Source organism: Paenibacillus lentus (assembly GCF_003931855.1).
Classification (GTDB): domain Bacteria; phylum Bacillota; class Bacilli; order Paenibacillales; family Paenibacillaceae; genus Fontibacillus; species Fontibacillus lentus.
Map to the genome: position 1 here is coordinate 1,597,260 of NZ_CP034248.1, position 17,333 is coordinate 1,614,592.

Here is a 17,333-nt window from a genome sequence, read left to right on the forward strand (position 1 = left end):
GCATACTTTTTTTCTCTATGAATTTGAAGAAAATGAGGGCTTATGCTGGCATGGGTTACAATGCACATGGCATATCCTCATGATTCAACAACGGCTATCCTCCTGTCTTTGTATAACTTCCTCGTCTCAGGTTACACTGAAATATATAAAGATGCCGGACAACCTGCGCCGGCAGGGCAGAATTAACGTCCTTAGCTTACACTAAAATATATAAAGACACCTCTTGGCAAAGCAAAAAAATATGATATAATGAAGTCAAAGTCAAAGAAAGTCAAAGTCAACAAACGGTAGCCATAGAACGAATTATAAACGAATTATACGGAAAACTTTGCCGGACGAGGCGGCATTTCGTGTCGGCTTCACGTTTGAGCATGGGAGGGATGGTGGATTGCGTAATATCTCTGATATTATCGAACAATATCTTAAGGGTATTTTGCATGAAAGTCCTGAAGGAACCGTTGAAATTCAACGCAATGATTTGGCTGACCAGTTTTCCTGTGTTCCATCGCAAATCAACTACGTAATCAGTACAAGGTTTACTCTGGAAAAAGGATACCTGGTGGAGAGTAAGCGAGGCGGTGGTGGTTACATCAGAATCCGGCGGATCGAGCTGCCTGGTCCGACCAGTCTGCACACGCATCTGCATAAGACGATTGGCAATGAAATGGGTCAAACAGCCGCAGAAGGGCTAATATATCAATTGGAGGAAGCCCGATTCTTGAACAGGCGTGAGGCAGCACTTATGAGAGCAGCCATTTCTAGAGAAGTATTAATGCTGAAATTGCCAGAGCGTGATCAGCTTCGAGCTAGGATTATGAAAGCCATGTTGATTTCACTGTTAGGTTAACGAGTCTATCCGTAAGGGAGGGGACGTTCTATGCATTGTCAGGAATGCGGCAAACGACCTGCAACACTGCATTTTACCAAGATTGTGAATGGTGAGAAAACTGAGTTTCACATCTGTGAAGCCTGTGCTAGAGAGAAGGGAGAGCTTATACCTGGAACATCGGGTGGATTTTCGATCCATAGCCTGCTGTCCGGGTTGCTGGATTTCACCCCTGGAAGCCATGCACAGGGCAACAAAGCTCCTGAGAATCTTCGGTGCGAAGAGTGCGGGCTAACCTATTCCCAATTTAGCAAGATTGGGCGCTTTGGATGCAGTTCCTGTTATAAATATTTCAACAACCGACTTGACCCGCTTTTCAAAAGAGTGCATGGCAACACGGTGCATGTGGGCAAAGTCCCTAAAAGAGTGGGCAGTCACCTTCAAATCAAACGCAAGCTCGATGATCTCCGCAAGGAGCTGCAGTACCGAATTCACCAGGAAGAATTCGAGGAAGCAGCTGCCCTTCGAGATCAAATTCGCGAGCTTGAGAAGAATATTTCCTCAGAGTAGGAGGAGAGTGCAATGGCAAATCGTCGGTTTACAGAACAACCGCTTAGCGAGTGGATGAGAAGCGGAGGCAAGGAGTCCGAAATCGTCATTAGCAGCCGTGTCCGAATTGCGCGAAATTTGCTGAACAGACCGTTTCCTATGCTGGCCACGAATCAGCAGTCCGAGGATGTGCTGAATCAACTGGAAAGCGTATTGGCAGACGAGCGGATGCAACAATTCGGGCAGCTCTCGCCGGTTTTGCTCGCGGATTTGGATGAGCTGGATAAGAAAGTGCTCGTAGAGAAGCATCTGATCAGCCCCAACCTGGCTAATGAGTCCAGAAGCGGTGCTGTATTTATAAGTGAAGACGAGAGCTTAAGCATCATGGTGAATGAAGAGGATCATCTTAGAATCCAATGTCTATACCCTGGGCTGCAGGTTCAAGAAGCTTGGGATAAAGCGACCTCAGTGGATGATATTTTTGAAGCACATGTAGATTATGCCTTTGACGATCACCGCGGCTTTCTCACCAGCTGTCCTACGAATGTAGGGACAGGGCTTAGGGCTTCGGTCATGATGCATTTGCCGGCACTGGTGCTGACCCAGCAAATTAATCGGATACTATCTGCTGTATCCCAGGTCGGTCTGACGGTTCGCGGGATTTATGGCGAAGGCAGTGAAGCAACAGGGAACTTGTTTCAAATCTCAAATCAGATTACACTGGGACAAAGCGAATCTGAAATTATTGAAAATTTGTACAGTGTCGTTATGCAAATTATCGAGCATGAGAAGTCGGCCAGAGAGAGATTGCTGTCGGAATCTCGCCTGCGGATGACCGATCGCGTTATGCGTTCCTATGGCATATTGTTATATGCAGCAATCATGGATTCCAAAGAGGCAGCTCAGCGGCTGTCCGACGTCAGACTCGGCGTGGATCTTGGATTGATCGATGCGTTGTCTGTACAGGTACTGAATGAACTGACTGTCATGACCCAGCCTGGTTTTTTACAGAAAAAATTTCAGGTCAGCATGTCTCCGGGTGAACGCGATATGTATCGCGCGAAGCTGATTCGAGAGAAATTGGGTAAATAAGAAACAACATTCATGGAGGTGTAGGAGTATGATGTTTGGAAGATTTACGGAGCGTGCCCAGAAGGTATTGGCACTTGCCCAAGAAGAAGCGGTACGGCTTGGACATAACAATATTGGAACAGAGCATATTTTGCTTGGCCTGATTCGCGAGGGGGAAGGAATTGCGGCTAAAGCGTTGATTGGTCTTGGACTGGGCCTGGAGAAAATTCAGGATGAAGTAGAGACCTTAATTGGACGCGGTCAAGAACAACCAGCGAATATTGCATATACGCCTAGAGCAAAGAAAGTCATCGAACTATCTATGGATGAGGCTCGTAAGCTCGGCCATACTTATGTAGGAACTGAGCATATTCTGCTTGGCCTGATTCGGGAAGGCGAGGGCGTTGCTGCACGGGTACTGAACAATTTGGGCATCAGCCTGAACAAAGCGCGCCAGCAAGTACTGCAACTGCTTGGAAGCAGCGAGGCGGTTTCCAGCCATCATGGTACTCCGGCCAATGTAAATACGCCAACGCTAGACAGCTTGGCTCGCGATTTGACAGAGTCGGCGAAAGAGAGCAACCTTGACCCGGTTATCGGCAGAAGCAAAGAAATCGAACGGGTCATTCAGGTACTCAGCCGCCGGACGAAGAACAATCCGGTATTGATCGGTGAGCCGGGTGTAGGTAAAACTGCGATCGCCGAGGGCTTGGCCCAGAAAATTATTAATAACGAAATCCCTGAAACTTTGCGTGATAAAAGAGTAATGACCCTCGATATGGGTTCTGTTGTAGCAGGCACCAAATATCGCGGTGAGTTTGAAGATCGTTTGAAGAAAATAATGGACGAAATCCGTCAGGCCGGGAATATCATCCTGTTTATTGACGAATTGCATACGTTGATTGGTGCAGGCGGAGCGGAAGGGGCAATCGACGCTTCCAACATCCTGAAGCCGGCGCTTGCTCGCGGTGAGCTGCAGTGCATCGGGGCAACGACATTGGATGAGTATCGTAAATATATCGAAAAGGATGCTGCGCTGGAGCGCCGTTTCCAGCCGATTACAGTCGATCAGCCGTCCGTTGACGAAGCCATCCAAATTTTGCATGGACTCCGCGATCGTTATGAGGCTCACCACCGTGTGAAAATTACGGATGAAGCAATTGAACAGGCGGTTAAGCTGTCTGATCGATATATTCAGGATCGATTTCTGCCCGATAAAGCCATCGACTTGATTGATGAGGCCGGATCGAAGGTACGGCTTAACTCTTATACGGTCCCGCCTAATCTGAAGCAGTTGGAGAGCCGTCTTGAAGACATCCGCAAAGAGAAGGATGCAGCTGTGCAAAGCCAGGAGTTCGAGAAAGCTGCCGCACTGCGCGATACGGAACAGAAAATCCGCGAAGAGCTGGATGTTACGAAGAATCAATGGAAAGAGAAGCAAGGCCGCACAGATTCTGAGGTAACGCCAGAGGATATCGCTCAGGTTGTAGCCAGCTGGACTGGTATTCCTGTAAGCAAGCTGAAGGAAGAAGAGACGGAAAGATTGCTTAATATGGAGCAAATCCTGCATGAACGTGTCATTGGCCAGGACGAAGCGGTGAAAGCGGTCAGCCGTGCCATCCGCAGGGCACGTGCTGGACTTAAGGATCCGAAGCGTCCGATGGGCTCCTTTATCTTCCTAGGACCTACAGGGGTCGGTAAGACGGAGCTGGCGCGCGCGCTTGCCGAAGCGATGTTCGGTGATGAGAACGCTGTGATTCGTATTGACATGTCCGAGTACATGGAGAAGCATTCTACTGCACGTCTTGTAGGTGCCCCTCCTGGATATGTCGGTTATGAAGAAGGAGGACAATTGACGGAAAAAGTGCGCCGTAAACCTTATTCCGTCGTACTGCTGGATGAAATCGAGAAAGCTCACCCGGAAGTATTCAACATCCTACTACAGGTGCTTGAGGATGGTCGATTGACCGATTCGAAGGGGCGTGTAGTGGACTTCCGTAACACATTAATTATTCTTACCTCGAACGTCGGGGCAGAAGCAATTAGACGCAATACACGACTTGGTTTCACTGCGGTAGAGGACTCCGGAGCCGATTATGACAATATGAAGGGCAAAGTGATGGAGGAACTGAAGAAGAGCTTCCGTCCGGAATTCCTTAACCGGATCGATGAAATCATTGTCTTCCATTCCCTCGAGAAATCGCATATCGGCGAAATTGTAACCTTGATGGCTGAAGAACTGCGTAAACGACTGCAAGAGTTCGATGTGGACTTCGTCCTGACGGATGAAGCGAAGGAGTTTCTCGCTAAAGAAGGCTTCGATCCAGCTTACGGGGCGCGTCCGCTTCGCCGGGCCATTCAGAAGCATATCGAGGATCGTTTGTCCGAAGAGCTGCTGACCGGTAATGTTCAGAAAGGCGATTCGTTAACGATTGATGTGGAAGATGGCGGTTTGTCCGTGAAAAAATCAGGCACTTTTTCAAAAAGCGCCAAGTAATTTCAATTTATGAGCATAGCGATTGATGTAATCATCGATTGCAGGCTTTGCTAGAAGTTATGCAAGACAGCTTGGGAAACAGATGTTTCTCAGGCTGTCTTTTCGTGATTATTCCCATATTTACGCAAACCATCCGAAAAGCCTTTACGTTAAATCTGAAACAATGGTAAACTTTGAGTGTTACCCTTCGCGGGTTGCTGCAAGGTTGTTAAATTTTGCAGATATTTTAAGGAGAGAGAAATGGTTAAAGTAAAGACGAAGTTCTTTTGCACGGAGTGCGGATATGAATCGCCAAAATGGTATGGAAAATGTCCGGGCTGCGGTTCATGGAACTCCATGGTCGAAGAAACCGAAAAAGTTGTTAAGACGCAGGGGATGTCCTCTGGTCTATTTCATACGAAAGAAAAGCCGCTTCCCATCATAAATATAGAAAGTGGCAAAGAACCGCGGATCGTTACGGGAATCGGAGAGCTTAACCGCGTGCTTGGCGGTGGAGTTGTGCCAGGTTCGCTCGTTCTCGTCGGCGGTGACCCCGGGATCGGTAAATCGACCTTGCTGCTTCAGACATCTCACGAGATGGCGAAGGCCGGGTTGAAAGTCCTGTATATATCTGGTGAGGAATCGATCCGTCAAACGAAAATGAGGGCGGAAAGACTTGGAGCTTTATCAGAGAATTTATATGTTCTGTGTGAGAGCGATATGGATTCCATTGAAGCGGCAATCGATGATCTGCAGCCGAATTTTCTTGTCATCGACTCCATTCAAACCGTATATTTGCCGGAAGTAACCAGTGCGCCGGGCAGTGTAGCCCAGGTTCGTGAATCTACAGCGCGTTTCATGCGTATCGCCAAAGGCCGGGGCATCGCCACGGTATTGGTCGGGCATGTGACGAAGGAGGGGGCTATCGCCGGTCCGCGGCTGCTGGAGCATATGGTGGACTGCGTGCTGTATTTTGAAGGAGAAAGACATCATTCCTATCGCTTGCTTCGTGCCGTGAAGAATCGTTTTGGTTCTACGAACGAAATCGGGATATTCGAAATGAATGAATCAGGCTTGACGGAGGTTATCAATCCATCGGAACTGTTTCTTTCTGAACGGCCGATTGGCGTAGCAGGTTCGACCGTTGTAGCGAGTATGGAGGGTACTCGTCCGATGCTGGTGGAATTGCAGGCGCTAATCGCCACGACGCAATTCCCTTCGCCGCGGAGGATGGCGACTGGCGTCGATCATCACCGAATGGGACTGATTATCGCGGTGCTTGAGAAACGAATGGGGATGTTCCTGCAGAATCAGGACGCCTATGTGAACTTGGCTGGCGGAGTGAAGCTGGATGAACCGGCTGTCGATCTTGCTATCGCCGTAAGCATTGCTTCCAGTTTTCGCGATGTTCCAACCAGGCCAGATGATTGTTTCTTTGGTGAGGTCGGACTGACCGGGGAAGTTCGGGCTGTCTCCCGGGCGGAGCAAAGAGTTAAAGAAGCCGCCAAGCTTGGCTTTAAACGTGTTATTTTGCCGGAGAAGAGCATGAAGGGCTGGCAGAGTCCCGCGGGAATACAATTGATTGGTGTAAATACTGTTGCAGATGCGCTAGCTGTTGCGTTAGATTAGGGGGCATTTATTTCATGAAAGAAAACACCCATGCGGAGAAAATGAATGATTTGCTCAGGCTCGTTGCGCCCGGCACTGCTTTTCGCGACGGACTTGAGAATGTCCTTCGGGCCAAGACCGGTGGCTTGATCGTAGTGGGGTATAGCCCGGAAGTAATGGAAGTGGTGGAAGGGGGCTTCTCCATTAACTGTGATTTCTCGCCGAACTATTTATACGAGCTTGCTAAGATGGACGGAGCCATCATTATGAGTGAGGATCTTAAGAGAATTCTGTATGCAAACACGCAGCTTATTCCTGATTCCTCGATTTCCTCCTCAGAAACAGGAATTCGCCATCGAACGGCAGAGCGCGTAGCGAAGCAGACGGGCAAGCTGGTTGTCTCGATTTCTCAGCGCCGAAATATCATTACTTTGTATCAAGGTGCTCTCCGTTATTCCCTGAAGGAAATCGGGGTCATCCTGACGAAAGCAAATCAAGCGATCCAAACATTAGAAAAATACAGAGCTGTTTTGAATCAAGCGCTAACGAATTTAACGGCTTCCGAATTTGAAGAATTGGTAACCGTTCCTGAGGTTGTTAATGTTATTCAGCGCGTCGAAATGGTCATTCGCATCAAGATGGAGATCAAGCGCTTCATTAACGAGCTTGGCTCTGAGGGACGACTGATCAGTATGCAAATGGAAGAGCTGGTTAGCAATATGGAGGAAGAAGCATGGCTTCTATACAAAGACTACGCCAAGGAAGATAACGATGAAGCGATTCGTGAAATTATCCTTGGTCTGAAGCGTTCCAGTGACGATGAGCTCCTTGAGATGAGCCACATCACCAAGCTGCTGGGCTATCCAGCCTCTGCCGCAATGTCTGAAGATTTAGTTTCTCCACGCGGCTACCGTGTGTTAAACAAAATTCCACGTTTGCCTAATGTCATCATTCACAACTTGGTGGAGCGTTTTCAGCAGCTTCCAGGGGTACTGATGGCAACGATCGACGAATTGGATGAGGTAGACGGCATTGGGGAAGTTAGAGCGAGAACAATTAAAGAAGGATTGAAGCGACTGCAGGAACAAGCTTTTATCGATAGACAAATCTAAAACAGGCTTAGCCTTGTTTGGGAATTAGAGTCATTTGGTTCATTATCCGATAATACGATTATTGGAAAATTATACGAGGTGAAGAGATGATTACAAAATCACTTCCGAATGTTTTCACCCTGGGGAATTTGTTTCTTGGGATGCTGGCGATTATATTTGCATTTGACGGAAAATACAGCATGTCCGCGATCATGGTGATTGTTGCCATGCTGCTTGATGGTTTGGATGGGCGGGTAGCTCGGGCGCTTAACGCCCAAAGTGAATTTGGCAAGGAGCTGGACTCTTTATCAGATATTATATCATTTGGCGTTGCTCCGGCACTTCTCATGTATTCGATTGCTTTTAGCCATATCCATCCTGGAATCGCCTGGGCTGTTACGGCCATTTTCCCCATGTGCGGGGCACTGAGATTGGCCCGGTTTAATGTGCAGAAGGGAATACCGGGTTATTTCATCGGCCTTCCGATCCCGGCAGCGGGCGGAGTTATTGCTACATTATCATTATTTCATAAAAATATTACGGCACCCTACTTCATTTTTGGGATCCTTCTTGTTTCGTACTTGATGGTTAGCTCCGTAAGGTATCCGAATTTTAAGAAGATCGGTCTTCCTAAGAAGGGTGTTGCCTTGGCGCCGCTTGTCGTGCTGATAGCGGTAGTAGTTGCTGTCTTTTTTCCAGACGAATTATCCAAAATGATCTTTGTTCCGTTAGTGATTTACGCGGCTTATGGCTTGAAGCAAAATTTCGACAGGCTGCTCCGCCGCAGCAAGCAAGTCGATGAGGAGGAAGCCGAGGAGGCTTACCACAACCGATGATTCAAAAAAAGTAAAAGCATGGCTGCCCGATTGTGGCAACCATGCTTTTTTAAATTTTCATCCAAAGGGCACAGCCCTAGCCCTCCTAAGAGGAAGGGGGTAGGTGGGTGCACAACGACTGCACAACGACATTTATGACAAATTAAACAGTCCTAGAGTAGAGCATTTCTGGGATTCTCGTCTGACCACTTCATCCATGTCGATCTCAAGCAAGTTGCAGAGTGCTGACATATAGAAGAGATTACGCCCTAATTCATTGGTAATAGCGTCCCGGCAGTTCTCGCACAGTTCTCCATGAACATGCTTGCGAATGGTTTCCTTCGCTTGCTGCAAATCGATCCCGGGTTCAAAGTGTTGCTTCGTGGCGTGAAGCTCAATGCAACCGCATTCAGTCACAGATTTCGTGACAGAGCGGACAACGGACGCGTTAGTTTGTCCCATCTTAGACAGGACGTCGAGTAGACTGCGGTGACGGAGTAACAAATCGGAAACTTGTTCTTGAAAAGATTGAAGGCTTTGAGCACTCATGTCCATCCACCTCAAATATTATGAATTGAGTTCATTATATGCCACATTTTCACTGGATATCAAGCTGGAATTGCCGTATTAGCGGGTATTGTGCAAAACAATCCCATGAAATAGACTTGGAAATTTCACAGTGTCGTAGCAAAAGGAAGAACTAATCATCGAAGCAATGGCGACAGGATACACATACCATAGTGCCCAATAGTGGCTCAATAAAATTTTGCCATCAAAGATTACACCTTCATAAATTGGATCATACTGGATAAAGAACATACTTTATTTGGAGGTGAAGAGGGACATGGTAAAAAAATGGTTAATGATCATGTCTGCTTTGAGCGGTGCATGGCTCGGGTATACGATGGACGGGCTGATCGGCTTTTTTCCACAGCCGTTGCGTGCTTGGTTTGGCGGGATGAGCCCTCTGTTGTCGCATCTACTGTTAGCGGCGGTTGGGGCTATTCTCTGTGTATTCATGTTCACCCTTGTTGCGGATGTCGCATCTGCAAGAATAAGACGGTGGATTGAAGCGATCACTGAAATACCTATGAATGAAATGATGGCCGGAGCGGCCGGCTTAACTGCAGGACTTCTACTTTCTTTAATGGTCTACCCTGTCTTGTCCCTGCTTGGTTCTATGGAGAGCTTTGCACAGTTCGCGATATCGGCCTTATTAGGCTACATGGGGCTGAGAGTGGGGCTGGCGAAGAAGGAAGAGCTGTCCTCGTTCTGGAAATCGGGAAAATGGGGAAGCGCTGGCCAAGGGGAAGAACGCAAGCTGGAGGAGCATAAGATTCTTGATACGAGCGTCATTATTGATGGACGGATTGCTGATATTTGCAAGACGGGCTTTATTGAAGGGACGATCGTCATTCCGGAGTTCGTACTGGAGGAGCTACAGCATATTGCGGACTCATCGGATTTGCTTAAACGCAATCGCGGGAGACGGGGACTAGATATTTTGAATAAAATCCAGAAAGAACTTGATGTCAAAGTGATGATTTACGAAGGGGATTTTGAGGAGATTTCTGAGGTGGACAGCAAACTGGTCAAGCTGGCTAAGGTGCTGCAGGGTAAGGTTGTTACGAACGATTTCAACTTGAACAAGGTTTGCGAGCTGCAAGGCGTGTCCGTACTTAACATCAACGATCTAGCGAATGCCGTTAAGCCGGTTGTACTGCCGGGAGAAGAGATTATGGTTCAGGTCATCAAGGACGGCAAGGAGCATGGTCAGGGGGTCGCCTATTTGGATGACGGCACCATGATCGTCGTTGAAGGAGGCCGGGATTATATCGGTACCTTTACCGAGGTGCTTGTCACGAGCGTACTTCAGACTTCAGCTGGTCGTATGATCTTCGCCAAACCGAAACTGTTGGAAAAAGCCCAGTAAAAGCGTTATGATGGGAATAGCTGCGTCAAGCACGCAATTCTAACGGATGAGGTAGGGAAAAAAAGTGGTACAAGCTAACAGCGCCAGCGCGGGAGTTGTTATTGTGGCAGCTGGCCGCGGTACGCGCATGGGTACGAAGGAAAACAAGCAGTATCTCATGCTGCAGAACAAGCCCATCTTCATTCACACGCTAGAGGTGTTTGACCGCCATCCTCTAATTACCGAGATCGTGCTGGTCACCGGTAAGCAGGATGTGGAGCGGGTCAGAGCGTGGATTGGTGAGTACGGGATCACAACTCCAATCAAAGTCATTCCGGGCGGCGCCGAGCGTCAGCACTCCGTATACCAAGGGCTGCTTCATATGAGCTCAACTTGGGTACTGGTGCATGACGGCGTCCGCCCTTTTGTCACGGAAGAGCAGGTGACATCCTGCTATGAAGCGGCTGTAGCATATGGGGCATCTGTTCTGGCTGTTCCGGTGAAGGATACGGTTAAACAAGTGGATGAGCAGGGCTGGGTGACTGCTACACCGGATCGCCGCAGTCTGTGGGCTATTCAGACACCGCAGGCTTTTCGCCGTTCGGAGCTGATGCAGGCTCATGAGCAGGCTGAAAGGGACGCATTTGTAGGTACGGATGATTCGATGCTCGTGGAGCGTCTTGGCGTCTCGGTTCGCGTAGTGGAGGGGACTTATAGCAACATCAAAATAACTACGCCCGACGATTTGGACTACGCGGAGTATATCCGCGCAAAGAAGGAAGCTAAGGGAGGGAATAAAGCATGATTAGAATTGGACAAGGGTTTGACGTGCATCAGCTCGTTGAAGGCAGGCCTTGTATTATCGGCGGGGTCACAATCCCATTTGAGAAGGGGCTGCTCGGACATTCCGATGCCGACGTGCTGCTGCATGCAGTAGCGGATGCGGTGCTTGGCGCATTGGGGCTTGGGGATATCGGGCGTCATTTCCCTGATACAGATCCGGCGTTCAAAGACGCTGACAGCTTGAAGCTGCTTCAGCAGGTATGGGATATGGCTGTGAAGCGCGGCTATCGTCTTGGCAATTTGGACGCGACCATTATTGCCCAGCGGCCGAAGATGGCTCCGTACATTCCGCAAATGGTCGAGGTTATTGCCGGGGCGCTCCAGGCAGATCCAAGCCAAGTGAATGTGAAGGCAAGTACGACGGAGCAGCTTGGGTTCAACGGTCGGGGAGAAGGAATTACGACTTTGTGTGTTGTATGCCTCACGAAAGATATGGTATCATCTTAAAATCATTTTTGAAGATAGAATTTTCTTATTTATTCCAGGAGGGGATTGCTTATGACGGAGGTTCGTGTGCGCTATGCTCCGAGTCCAACGGGGCATTTACATATCGGCAATGCTAGAACTGCGCTATTCAATTATTTGTTTGCGAGACATCACGGGGGGAAACTGATCATTCGGATCGAGGACACTGATGTGAAGCGCAATGTCGCTGGTGGAGAAGAGAACCAGCTAACTTATTTAAAGTGGCTTGGCATCGATTGGGATGAGAGCATCGACGTGGGTGGAGAGTATGGCCCTTATCGCCAGACGGAACGGCTCGATCTTTATCGTAAATACTGGCAGGAGCTCCTTGACAAAGGATTGGCTTATCGCTGTTATTGTACCGAAGAGGAGCTCGAGCAAGAGCGCGAGGAGCAGATTGCCCGCGGAGAGACGCCGCGTTATTCTGGCAAGCACCGTGATTTGACGCCGGAGCAGTGCGCTGCTTTCGAGGCGGAAGGACGTCAGGCAAGCATTCGTTTCCGTGTGCCGGAGGGGCGTACGTATACGTTCGAGGATTTGGTCAAAGGACCGATTACGTTTCAATCCGAAACGAGCGGCGACTTTGTTATTGTAAAAAAAGACGGCATTCCAACTTATAATTTTGCGGTAGTGCTTGATGACCACTTGATGAAAATCTCCCACGTGCTTCGTGGAGAGGATCACGTATCCAACACGCCTCGCCAACTAATGATCTATGAGGCGTTTGGTTGGGAGCCGCCGGTATTCGGCCATATGACTTTAATCGTTGGCGAGAATCATAAGAAGCTGAGCAAGCGTGATGAATCGGTCATTCAGTTCATCGAGCAGTATGATGAACTGGGTTACCTGCCGGAAGCGATGTTCAACTTTATTACCCTGCTCGGCTGGTCGCCGGAGGGCGAGGAAGAGATATTCTCTAAGGAGGAATTAATCTCGATCTTCGACACGAAACGGCTGTCCCGCAGCCCAGCGGTGTTTGACAAGCATAAGCTAGCTCATTTGAACAACCACTACATCAAGAACGCCGCCCCTGACCACATTGCCCGGCTTGCTATTCCGCATCTGCAGAAGGCTTCGCGTCTGCCGGCTGAGCTTACGCCAGAGCAGGAGGCTTGGGCCAAATCGCTAGTTGCGTTGTATCAGGAGCAAATGACCGCGGCCTCGGATATCGTGGAGCTGTCGGATCTGTTCTTCCGTACGCATCTGGAATTGGATGCGGAAGCGGCTGCCGTTCTGTCCGGAGAGCAGGTGCCGGAGGTGCTAAGTGCATTCCTTGCGAAGGTGGAGACGCTTGCTGATTATACGGCTGAGAACATTGCTGCATTAATTAAAGAAGTGCAGAAAGAGACTGGCCATAAGGGTAAAAATCTGTTCATGCCGATTCGCGTCGCACTGACGGGCCAGATGCATGGCCGCGATTTGAATCAGACGATTTATTTGCTTGGCCAAGATCGCACGATCGATCGGCTTAAGGCGCAAATTCGCAGTGCATAGATGGGAACGGTTAAACTCAAGACCCCCTTTTACAAGAAGGCAAATCAAATGTTGTCAGTTTTGGCGGCTTTCGGGTAATATATAGACAGAGTGAATTTAATGAAGATTTAAGTGAAGATTCAAAAAGATAAGTTTTTAGTACCGAGAAGGTTGGATGAAGCTAGGGACTGAGGAGCGCAACGTAGGAAAAACCTACGTGAGCACCTGAAATGTTTTCTTCGGAAACAATTCAGGTGAATTCAAGATTCGATGTCGAATTACATCTAGGACTACATTGTGATCAACAGTTGTCTTTTTGAATTACCTTTATAGTTTGAAATGCATTGATCGGGAGAAGTACGAAAGACTACTGTATTGTCCAGAGAGGATAACCGAGGAGCCGATGACGGCACTGGGGTGGAAGTTATCTCAATACATGCTTCGGAAATGCACCCGGGAGCAGCGAAGTTGAGCGCGCAGTCATACGCGCAGGTAGACTTTGCCGCATCGTCCCCGTTAAGGACGCCATGAGGGATGGAGGAGCCTTAAGGCCGTTGCTGTTTGTAGGCAAGGCAGAGGGAGTTCGGCTTCCGTCCGAAGCAGAGTGGAACCGCGCTTAAGGCGTCTCTGCAGCGAAGGCTGCAGGGGCGTCTTTATTTTTATATAAATAGAACGAGAGACCGGAAAGAAAAGAGGGGAAGCATGATGTTCAAGAGGATGAAATCTGACATTCAAGCCGTATTTGATAACGATCCAGCAGCTAGAAGTTGGTTCGAGGTAATCTTCACCTATTCCGGGCTGCATGCGATATGGAACCACCGGTTGGCGCATGCTTTCTATCGACGGCGGTGGTTCACGATCGCCAGAATCATTTCGCAGACGAGCCGTTTTTTTACGGGGATCGAAATTCATCCGGGAGCGCGGATCGGCAACCGGTTATTCATTGACCACGGGATGGGCGTAGTCATTGGGGAAACCTGCGAAATAGGTGACGATGTGGTTATCTATCAGGGAGTTACTCTGGGGGGAAGCGGTAAGGAAAAGGGCAAGCGTCATCCAACCATTGGTAACAATGTCGTTATTGGTTCTGGAGCGAAAATTCTCGGTTCATTTAAAATAGGAGACCAGTCGAATATCGGGGCTAATTCGGTTGTGCTGAAGGAGGTTCCGCCACAAAGCACGGTAGTCGGAATTCCTGGCAAAGTGGTACGACTGCGCGGGAAGCCGCTTGATCGGCTTAGCCATCAGCTTCCGGATCCAGTGATCGACTCAATGAAGGCGCTGCAGGCTGAGATCGAAGGACTGCAGGCTGAAATTGCTGAGCTAAGGCAGCAGCTGCGTCAGGAGCAGATGACGGAGAGTAAATAATATCAACAACAGTTGCGAAAGGAACGTGAGTATGGCACTGCAAATATACAACACACTAACTCGGATGAAAGAGACCTTTGTCAGCCAGAAGCCGGGAAAGGCTAACATTTATGTGTGCGGTCCGACCGTATACGGCTATATTCATATTGGGAATGCGCGTCCGATGATCTTTTTTGACATTGTAAGGAGCTATTTGGAGAATCAGAACTATGAGGTCAACTATGTGGTTAACTTCACGGATGTCGATGATAAGCTGATCCGCAAGGCTGAAGAAATGAACACCACCGTGCCTGAAGTGGCTGAAATGTTTATTAAAGCGTATTACGAGGATTTGGATGGATTGGATATACCTCGGGCAACAGCTAATCCACGGGTGACGGACAGCATGGAGATTATCATTGATTTCATTAAGGATTTGGAGCAAAAGGGCTTTGCTTACGCTAGTGGAGGAGATGTTTTCTTTCGAACGAAAAAGTTCCAGGATTACGGCAAGCTGTCCGGCCAAAATATCTCAGAGCTGCAATTCGGCATCCGAATTGACGTCGATGAGCGTAAGGAACACCCGGAGGATTTTGTGCTTTGGAAAGCGGCGAAACCGGGGGAAATCCATTGGGAAAGTCCATGGGGAGAAGGCAGACCAGGCTGGCATATCGAATGCTCAGCGATGGCACGCCAACTGCTTGGCGATACGCTTGATATTCACGGTGGGGGACAGGATTTGCAGTTCCCGCACCATGAATGCGAAATTGCCCAATCTGAGGCAGCAACGGGCAAGCCGCTTGCGAGGTATTGGATGCATAATGGTTATATTAACATCGACGGCGAAAAAATGTCGAAATCGCTCGGTAACGGTGTCCTTGTGAAGGATCTGCGTGCCGAATACAAATGTGAGGCCATCCGCTACTTTATGCTGTCAACACATTACCGCAACCCGCTCAATTTCTCGGAGAAAATTATGGAGCAGGCCGAGCGGAGCGTGGAGCGCATCGCTAATACTGTGAGCAATTTGCGCCACCGCTTGCAGACGGCGTCAGCAGGTTCTGATCAAGTGACTCCAGAGTGGGAAGCGAAGCTGCGCGAAATTGGAGAAATATTTCATGCGAAGATGCAGGATGACTTTAATACGCCGGATGCCATTACCGCGGTATTTGAATGGGTGAATGAAGTGAATTCGTTACTCCAGCGACCGATCGTTGGCCGGGCTGACCTAGAGGCTGCACAGGAGCTGTTCTCTGAAATGAACGGTGTGCTGCGTATCGCAAGAGAGGCAGAGACGGAGCTGTTGGATGGCGAGGTAGAAGCTTTGATCGCCGAGCGGACTGAAGCGCGCAAGGCGAAGAATTGGGCGCGTGCTGATGAAATTCGTGACCTTCTTGTTGGTAAAGGCATTATTCTTGAAGACACGCCGCAAGGGATGAGATGGCGGCGGAAATGAGCGGAGACGAAGAGGTGAACGAGAAGGTGAGCGATATAAAGCGCGAAGTGTATGATGACGTGTGCCGTAAATTGCAGGAAGAATCGCTTCCCCAGGGTACGCCTGGGCCAACTCTAGATGCGGCAAGCACAGACGGCCTGGCAGCGGGGGCTGGCGATGATTCGGCCCCGCTCTGGTTCCCGGAGCTGCCGTCCAAGCCGGCAAGGCTGCTGCCGCCGCTGGCACTGGCCTATATTGGAGATGCCGTATTTGAGGTCGCCGTCCGCCAGCATGTTATAGCCCGGCCCAACCTTCGCCCGCACAACTTGCATGTTCAGGCGACGAAGTTCGTTTCTGCTAAGGCGCAGTCCAGAATACTTGGGCTCATTGAGCCGCAGCTTACGGAGCAGGAGCAGGACGTTGTACGGCAAGGGCGGAACGCGAAATCAGGAACGATTCCTAAGAACGCGAATGTGCTCGAATATCGTCATGCGACGGCTTTTGAGAGTTTAATTGGTTATCTGTACTATACAGGGGCACATGATCGTCTCCGAGGGCTTATTTTGCAGGGCTTTGAATTGCTGGAACATGATAAAGAAAAATGAGGAAATTATATAACAACATAGGGAAATGGGGCGCTTCTGCTCGAAATCCCCGGGAGGCTATCGTATGGACGATCAAGAATGGATCGGTGGAAAGCATTCGCTGTTGGAAGCGATGCGTGCCGGACGGACAATGAATAAAATTTGGATTGCAGAGGGTGCTCAAAAGCATTTGACCCAGCCGATTATCGCTGAGGCTAAAAAACACGGGGTTATCGTGCAATTTGTCGATAAGCGCAAGCTGGATCAAATGGCGCCGGGCCTGCAGCATCAGGGTGTTGTGGCTCAGGTTGCCCCTTATGCTTATGCAGAGCTTGAAGATCTCCTGAATAAGGCGGAGGAGAGGGGAGAGCCGCCTTTTCTGCTTATTCTGGATGAAATCGAGGATCCGCACAATTTAGGCTCCATTCTGCGTACTGCAGAATGCACTGGTGTACACGGGGTGATTATCCCTAAGCGTCGGTCTGCATCCATAACAGCGACGGTATCGAAGACTTCAGCCGGAGCCGTGGAATACGTGCCTGTAACGAGAGTGACCAATTTGGCTCAAACGATGGAGCAGTTGAAGGAAGCGGGTGTCTGGATTGTTGGCACGGATGTAGAGGCCCAGCAGGAAATGTATGATTCCGGTCAGGTACTCACCGGTGCTGTCGCCATTGTGATCGGTAATGAGAACAAGGGGATGGGTCGGCTCGTTCGCGAGAAATGCGATGTATTGCTGAAGCTGCCTATGGCGGGTCGGCTTAATTCCTTGAACGCCTCGGTCGCGGCGGGCGTTATTATGTACGAAGTGCTGCGCAAACGCCGCGCTGAAGGTTAG

16 protein-coding genes are annotated in these 17,333 nt (G+C 49.3%); 15 read left to right on the top strand and 1 reads right to left on the bottom strand.

The annotated features are described in order from the left end of the window. Positions 1–388: 388 nt before the first annotated feature. The 7 genes from EIM92_RS07080 to pssA all read left to right on the top strand — a co-directional run bounded on the left by EIM92_RS07080 (position 389) and on the right by pssA (position 8,457). Positions 389–847 carry a CtsR family transcriptional regulator gene (locus EIM92_RS07080; RefSeq protein WP_125082082.1) on the top strand — a complete coding sequence of 153 codons (459 nt, stop codon included), beginning with the start codon at positions 389–391 and terminating at the stop codon, positions 845–847. Positions 848–877: 30 nt separating this feature from the next. Next, a complete protein-coding gene (gene mcsA, locus EIM92_RS07085) occupies positions 878–1,396 on the top strand; it encodes a protein-arginine kinase activator protein McsA (protein ID WP_125082083.1) in 519 nt (172 codons plus the stop codon). A gap of 12 nt (positions 1,397–1,408) precedes the next feature. Further along, positions 1,409–2,467 carry a protein-arginine kinase McsB gene (gene mcsB, locus EIM92_RS07090; RefSeq protein ID WP_125082084.1) on the top strand — a complete coding sequence of 353 codons (1,059 nt, stop codon included), beginning with the start codon at positions 1,409–1,411 and terminating at the stop codon, positions 2,465–2,467. Between the two features lie 28 nt (positions 2,468–2,495). After that, positions 2,496–4,943 (top strand): ATP-dependent protease ATP-binding subunit ClpC, encoded by a 2,448-nt coding sequence (gene clpC, locus EIM92_RS07095; protein WP_125082085.1) that lies wholly within the window; start codon positions 2,496–2,498, stop codon positions 4,941–4,943. A 240-nt stretch (positions 4,944–5,183) separates the two neighbouring features. Further along, positions 5,184–6,551, top strand: coding sequence for a DNA repair protein RadA (gene radA / locus EIM92_RS07100; RefSeq protein WP_125082086.1), 1,368 nt, complete (start codon positions 5,184–5,186; stop codon positions 6,549–6,551). A gap of 14 nt (positions 6,552–6,565) precedes the next feature. Then, positions 6,566–7,642, top strand: coding sequence for a DNA integrity scanning diadenylate cyclase DisA (gene disA, locus EIM92_RS07105; RefSeq protein WP_125082087.1), 1,077 nt, complete (start codon positions 6,566–6,568; stop codon positions 7,640–7,642). Positions 7,643–7,728: 86 nt separating this feature from the next. Next, a complete protein-coding gene (gene pssA / locus EIM92_RS07110) occupies positions 7,729–8,457 on the top strand; it encodes a CDP-diacylglycerol--serine O-phosphatidyltransferase (RefSeq protein WP_125082088.1) in 729 nt (242 codons plus the stop codon). A 132-nt stretch (positions 8,458–8,589) separates the two neighbouring features. On the opposite strand, the gene EIM92_RS07115 is transcribed toward pssA, so the two are convergent. After that, complete coding sequence (locus EIM92_RS07115; protein WP_125082089.1) at positions 8,590–8,985, bottom strand: nucleoside triphosphate pyrophosphohydrolase family protein; 396 nt, start codon at positions 8,983–8,985, stop codon at positions 8,590–8,592. Positions 8,986–9,280: 295 nt separating this feature from the next. Here EIM92_RS07115 and EIM92_RS07120 point away from each other — a divergent pair, with 295 nt between their 5' ends. The 8 genes from EIM92_RS07120 to rlmB all read left to right on the top strand — a co-directional run bounded on the left by EIM92_RS07120 (position 9,281) and on the right by rlmB (position 17,333). Then, positions 9,281–10,369: a PIN/TRAM domain-containing protein gene (locus EIM92_RS07120; protein ID WP_125082090.1), complete on the top strand. Its 1,089-nt coding sequence runs from the start codon at positions 9,281–9,283 to the stop codon at positions 10,367–10,369. A 64-nt stretch (positions 10,370–10,433) separates the two neighbouring features. Further along, complete coding sequence (ispD, locus tag EIM92_RS07125; RefSeq protein ID WP_281279664.1) at positions 10,434–11,153, top strand: 2-C-methyl-D-erythritol 4-phosphate cytidylyltransferase; 720 nt, start codon at positions 10,434–10,436, stop codon at positions 11,151–11,153. Further along, entirely contained in the window at positions 11,150–11,638 is a 489-nt protein-coding gene (ispF, locus tag EIM92_RS07130; RefSeq protein WP_125082091.1) for a 2-C-methyl-D-erythritol 2,4-cyclodiphosphate synthase, read from the top strand. Before ispD ends, ispF begins: the two co-directional genes overlap by 4 nt. Positions 11,639–11,689: 51 nt before the next feature. Next, positions 11,690–13,150, top strand: a complete 1,461-nt coding sequence (gltX, locus tag EIM92_RS07135) for a glutamate--tRNA ligase (RefSeq protein WP_125082092.1) — start codon at positions 11,690–11,692, stop codon at positions 13,148–13,150. 684 nt (positions 13,151–13,834) lie between these two features. After that, complete coding sequence (cysE, locus tag EIM92_RS07140) at positions 13,835–14,497, top strand: serine O-acetyltransferase (protein ID WP_125085049.1); 663 nt, start codon at positions 13,835–13,837, stop codon at positions 14,495–14,497. 31 nt (positions 14,498–14,528) lie between these two features. Next, complete coding sequence (gene cysS / locus EIM92_RS07145; RefSeq protein WP_125082093.1) at positions 14,529–15,932, top strand: cysteine--tRNA ligase; 1,404 nt, start codon at positions 14,529–14,531, stop codon at positions 15,930–15,932. Between the two features lie 137 nt (positions 15,933–16,069). Further along, entirely contained in the window at positions 16,070–16,516 is a 447-nt protein-coding gene (locus EIM92_RS07150) for a Mini-ribonuclease 3 (RefSeq protein WP_125085050.1), read from the top strand. A 64-nt stretch (positions 16,517–16,580) separates the two neighbouring features. Continuing rightward, positions 16,581–17,333, top strand: a complete 753-nt coding sequence (gene rlmB / locus EIM92_RS07155) for a 23S rRNA (guanosine(2251)-2'-O)-methyltransferase RlmB (protein ID WP_125082094.1) — start codon at positions 16,581–16,583, stop codon at positions 17,331–17,333.

What these genes read in the sequence shown, in the direction of transcription:
- clpC (WP_125082085.1), top strand. Translation starts at nt 2,496, where the DNA reads ATGATGTTTGGAAGATTTACGGAGCGTGCCCAGAAGGTATTGGCACTT.
- mcsB (WP_125082084.1), top strand. Translation starts at nt 1,409, where the DNA reads ATGGCAAATCGTCGGTTTACAGAACAACCGCTTAGCGAGTGGATGAGA.
- cysE (WP_125085049.1), top strand. Translation starts at nt 13,835, where the DNA reads ATGTTCAAGAGGATGAAATCTGACATTCAAGCCGTATTTGATAACGAT.
- radA (WP_125082086.1), top strand. Translation starts at nt 5,184, where the DNA reads ATGGTTAAAGTAAAGACGAAGTTCTTTTGCACGGAGTGCGGATATGAA.
- EIM92_RS07115 (WP_125082089.1), bottom strand. Translation starts at nt 8,985, where the DNA reads ATGAGTGCTCAAAGCCTTCAATCTTTTCAAGAACAAGTTTCCGATTTG.
- mcsA (WP_125082083.1), top strand. Translation starts at nt 878, where the DNA reads ATGCATTGTCAGGAATGCGGCAAACGACCTGCAACACTGCATTTTACC.
- pssA (WP_125082088.1), top strand. Translation starts at nt 7,729, where the DNA reads ATGATTACAAAATCACTTCCGAATGTTTTCACCCTGGGGAATTTGTTT.
- rlmB (WP_125082094.1), top strand. Translation starts at nt 16,581, where the DNA reads ATGGACGATCAAGAATGGATCGGTGGAAAGCATTCGCTGTTGGAAGCG.
- cysS (WP_125082093.1), top strand. Translation starts at nt 14,529, where the DNA reads ATGGCACTGCAAATATACAACACACTAACTCGGATGAAAGAGACCTTT.
- EIM92_RS07120 (WP_125082090.1), top strand. Translation starts at nt 9,281, where the DNA reads ATGGTAAAAAAATGGTTAATGATCATGTCTGCTTTGAGCGGTGCATGG.
- ispF (WP_125082091.1), top strand. Translation starts at nt 11,150, where the DNA reads ATGATTAGAATTGGACAAGGGTTTGACGTGCATCAGCTCGTTGAAGGC.
- disA (WP_125082087.1), top strand. Translation starts at nt 6,566, where the DNA reads ATGAAAGAAAACACCCATGCGGAGAAAATGAATGATTTGCTCAGGCTC.
- gltX (WP_125082092.1), top strand. Translation starts at nt 11,690, where the DNA reads ATGACGGAGGTTCGTGTGCGCTATGCTCCGAGTCCAACGGGGCATTTA.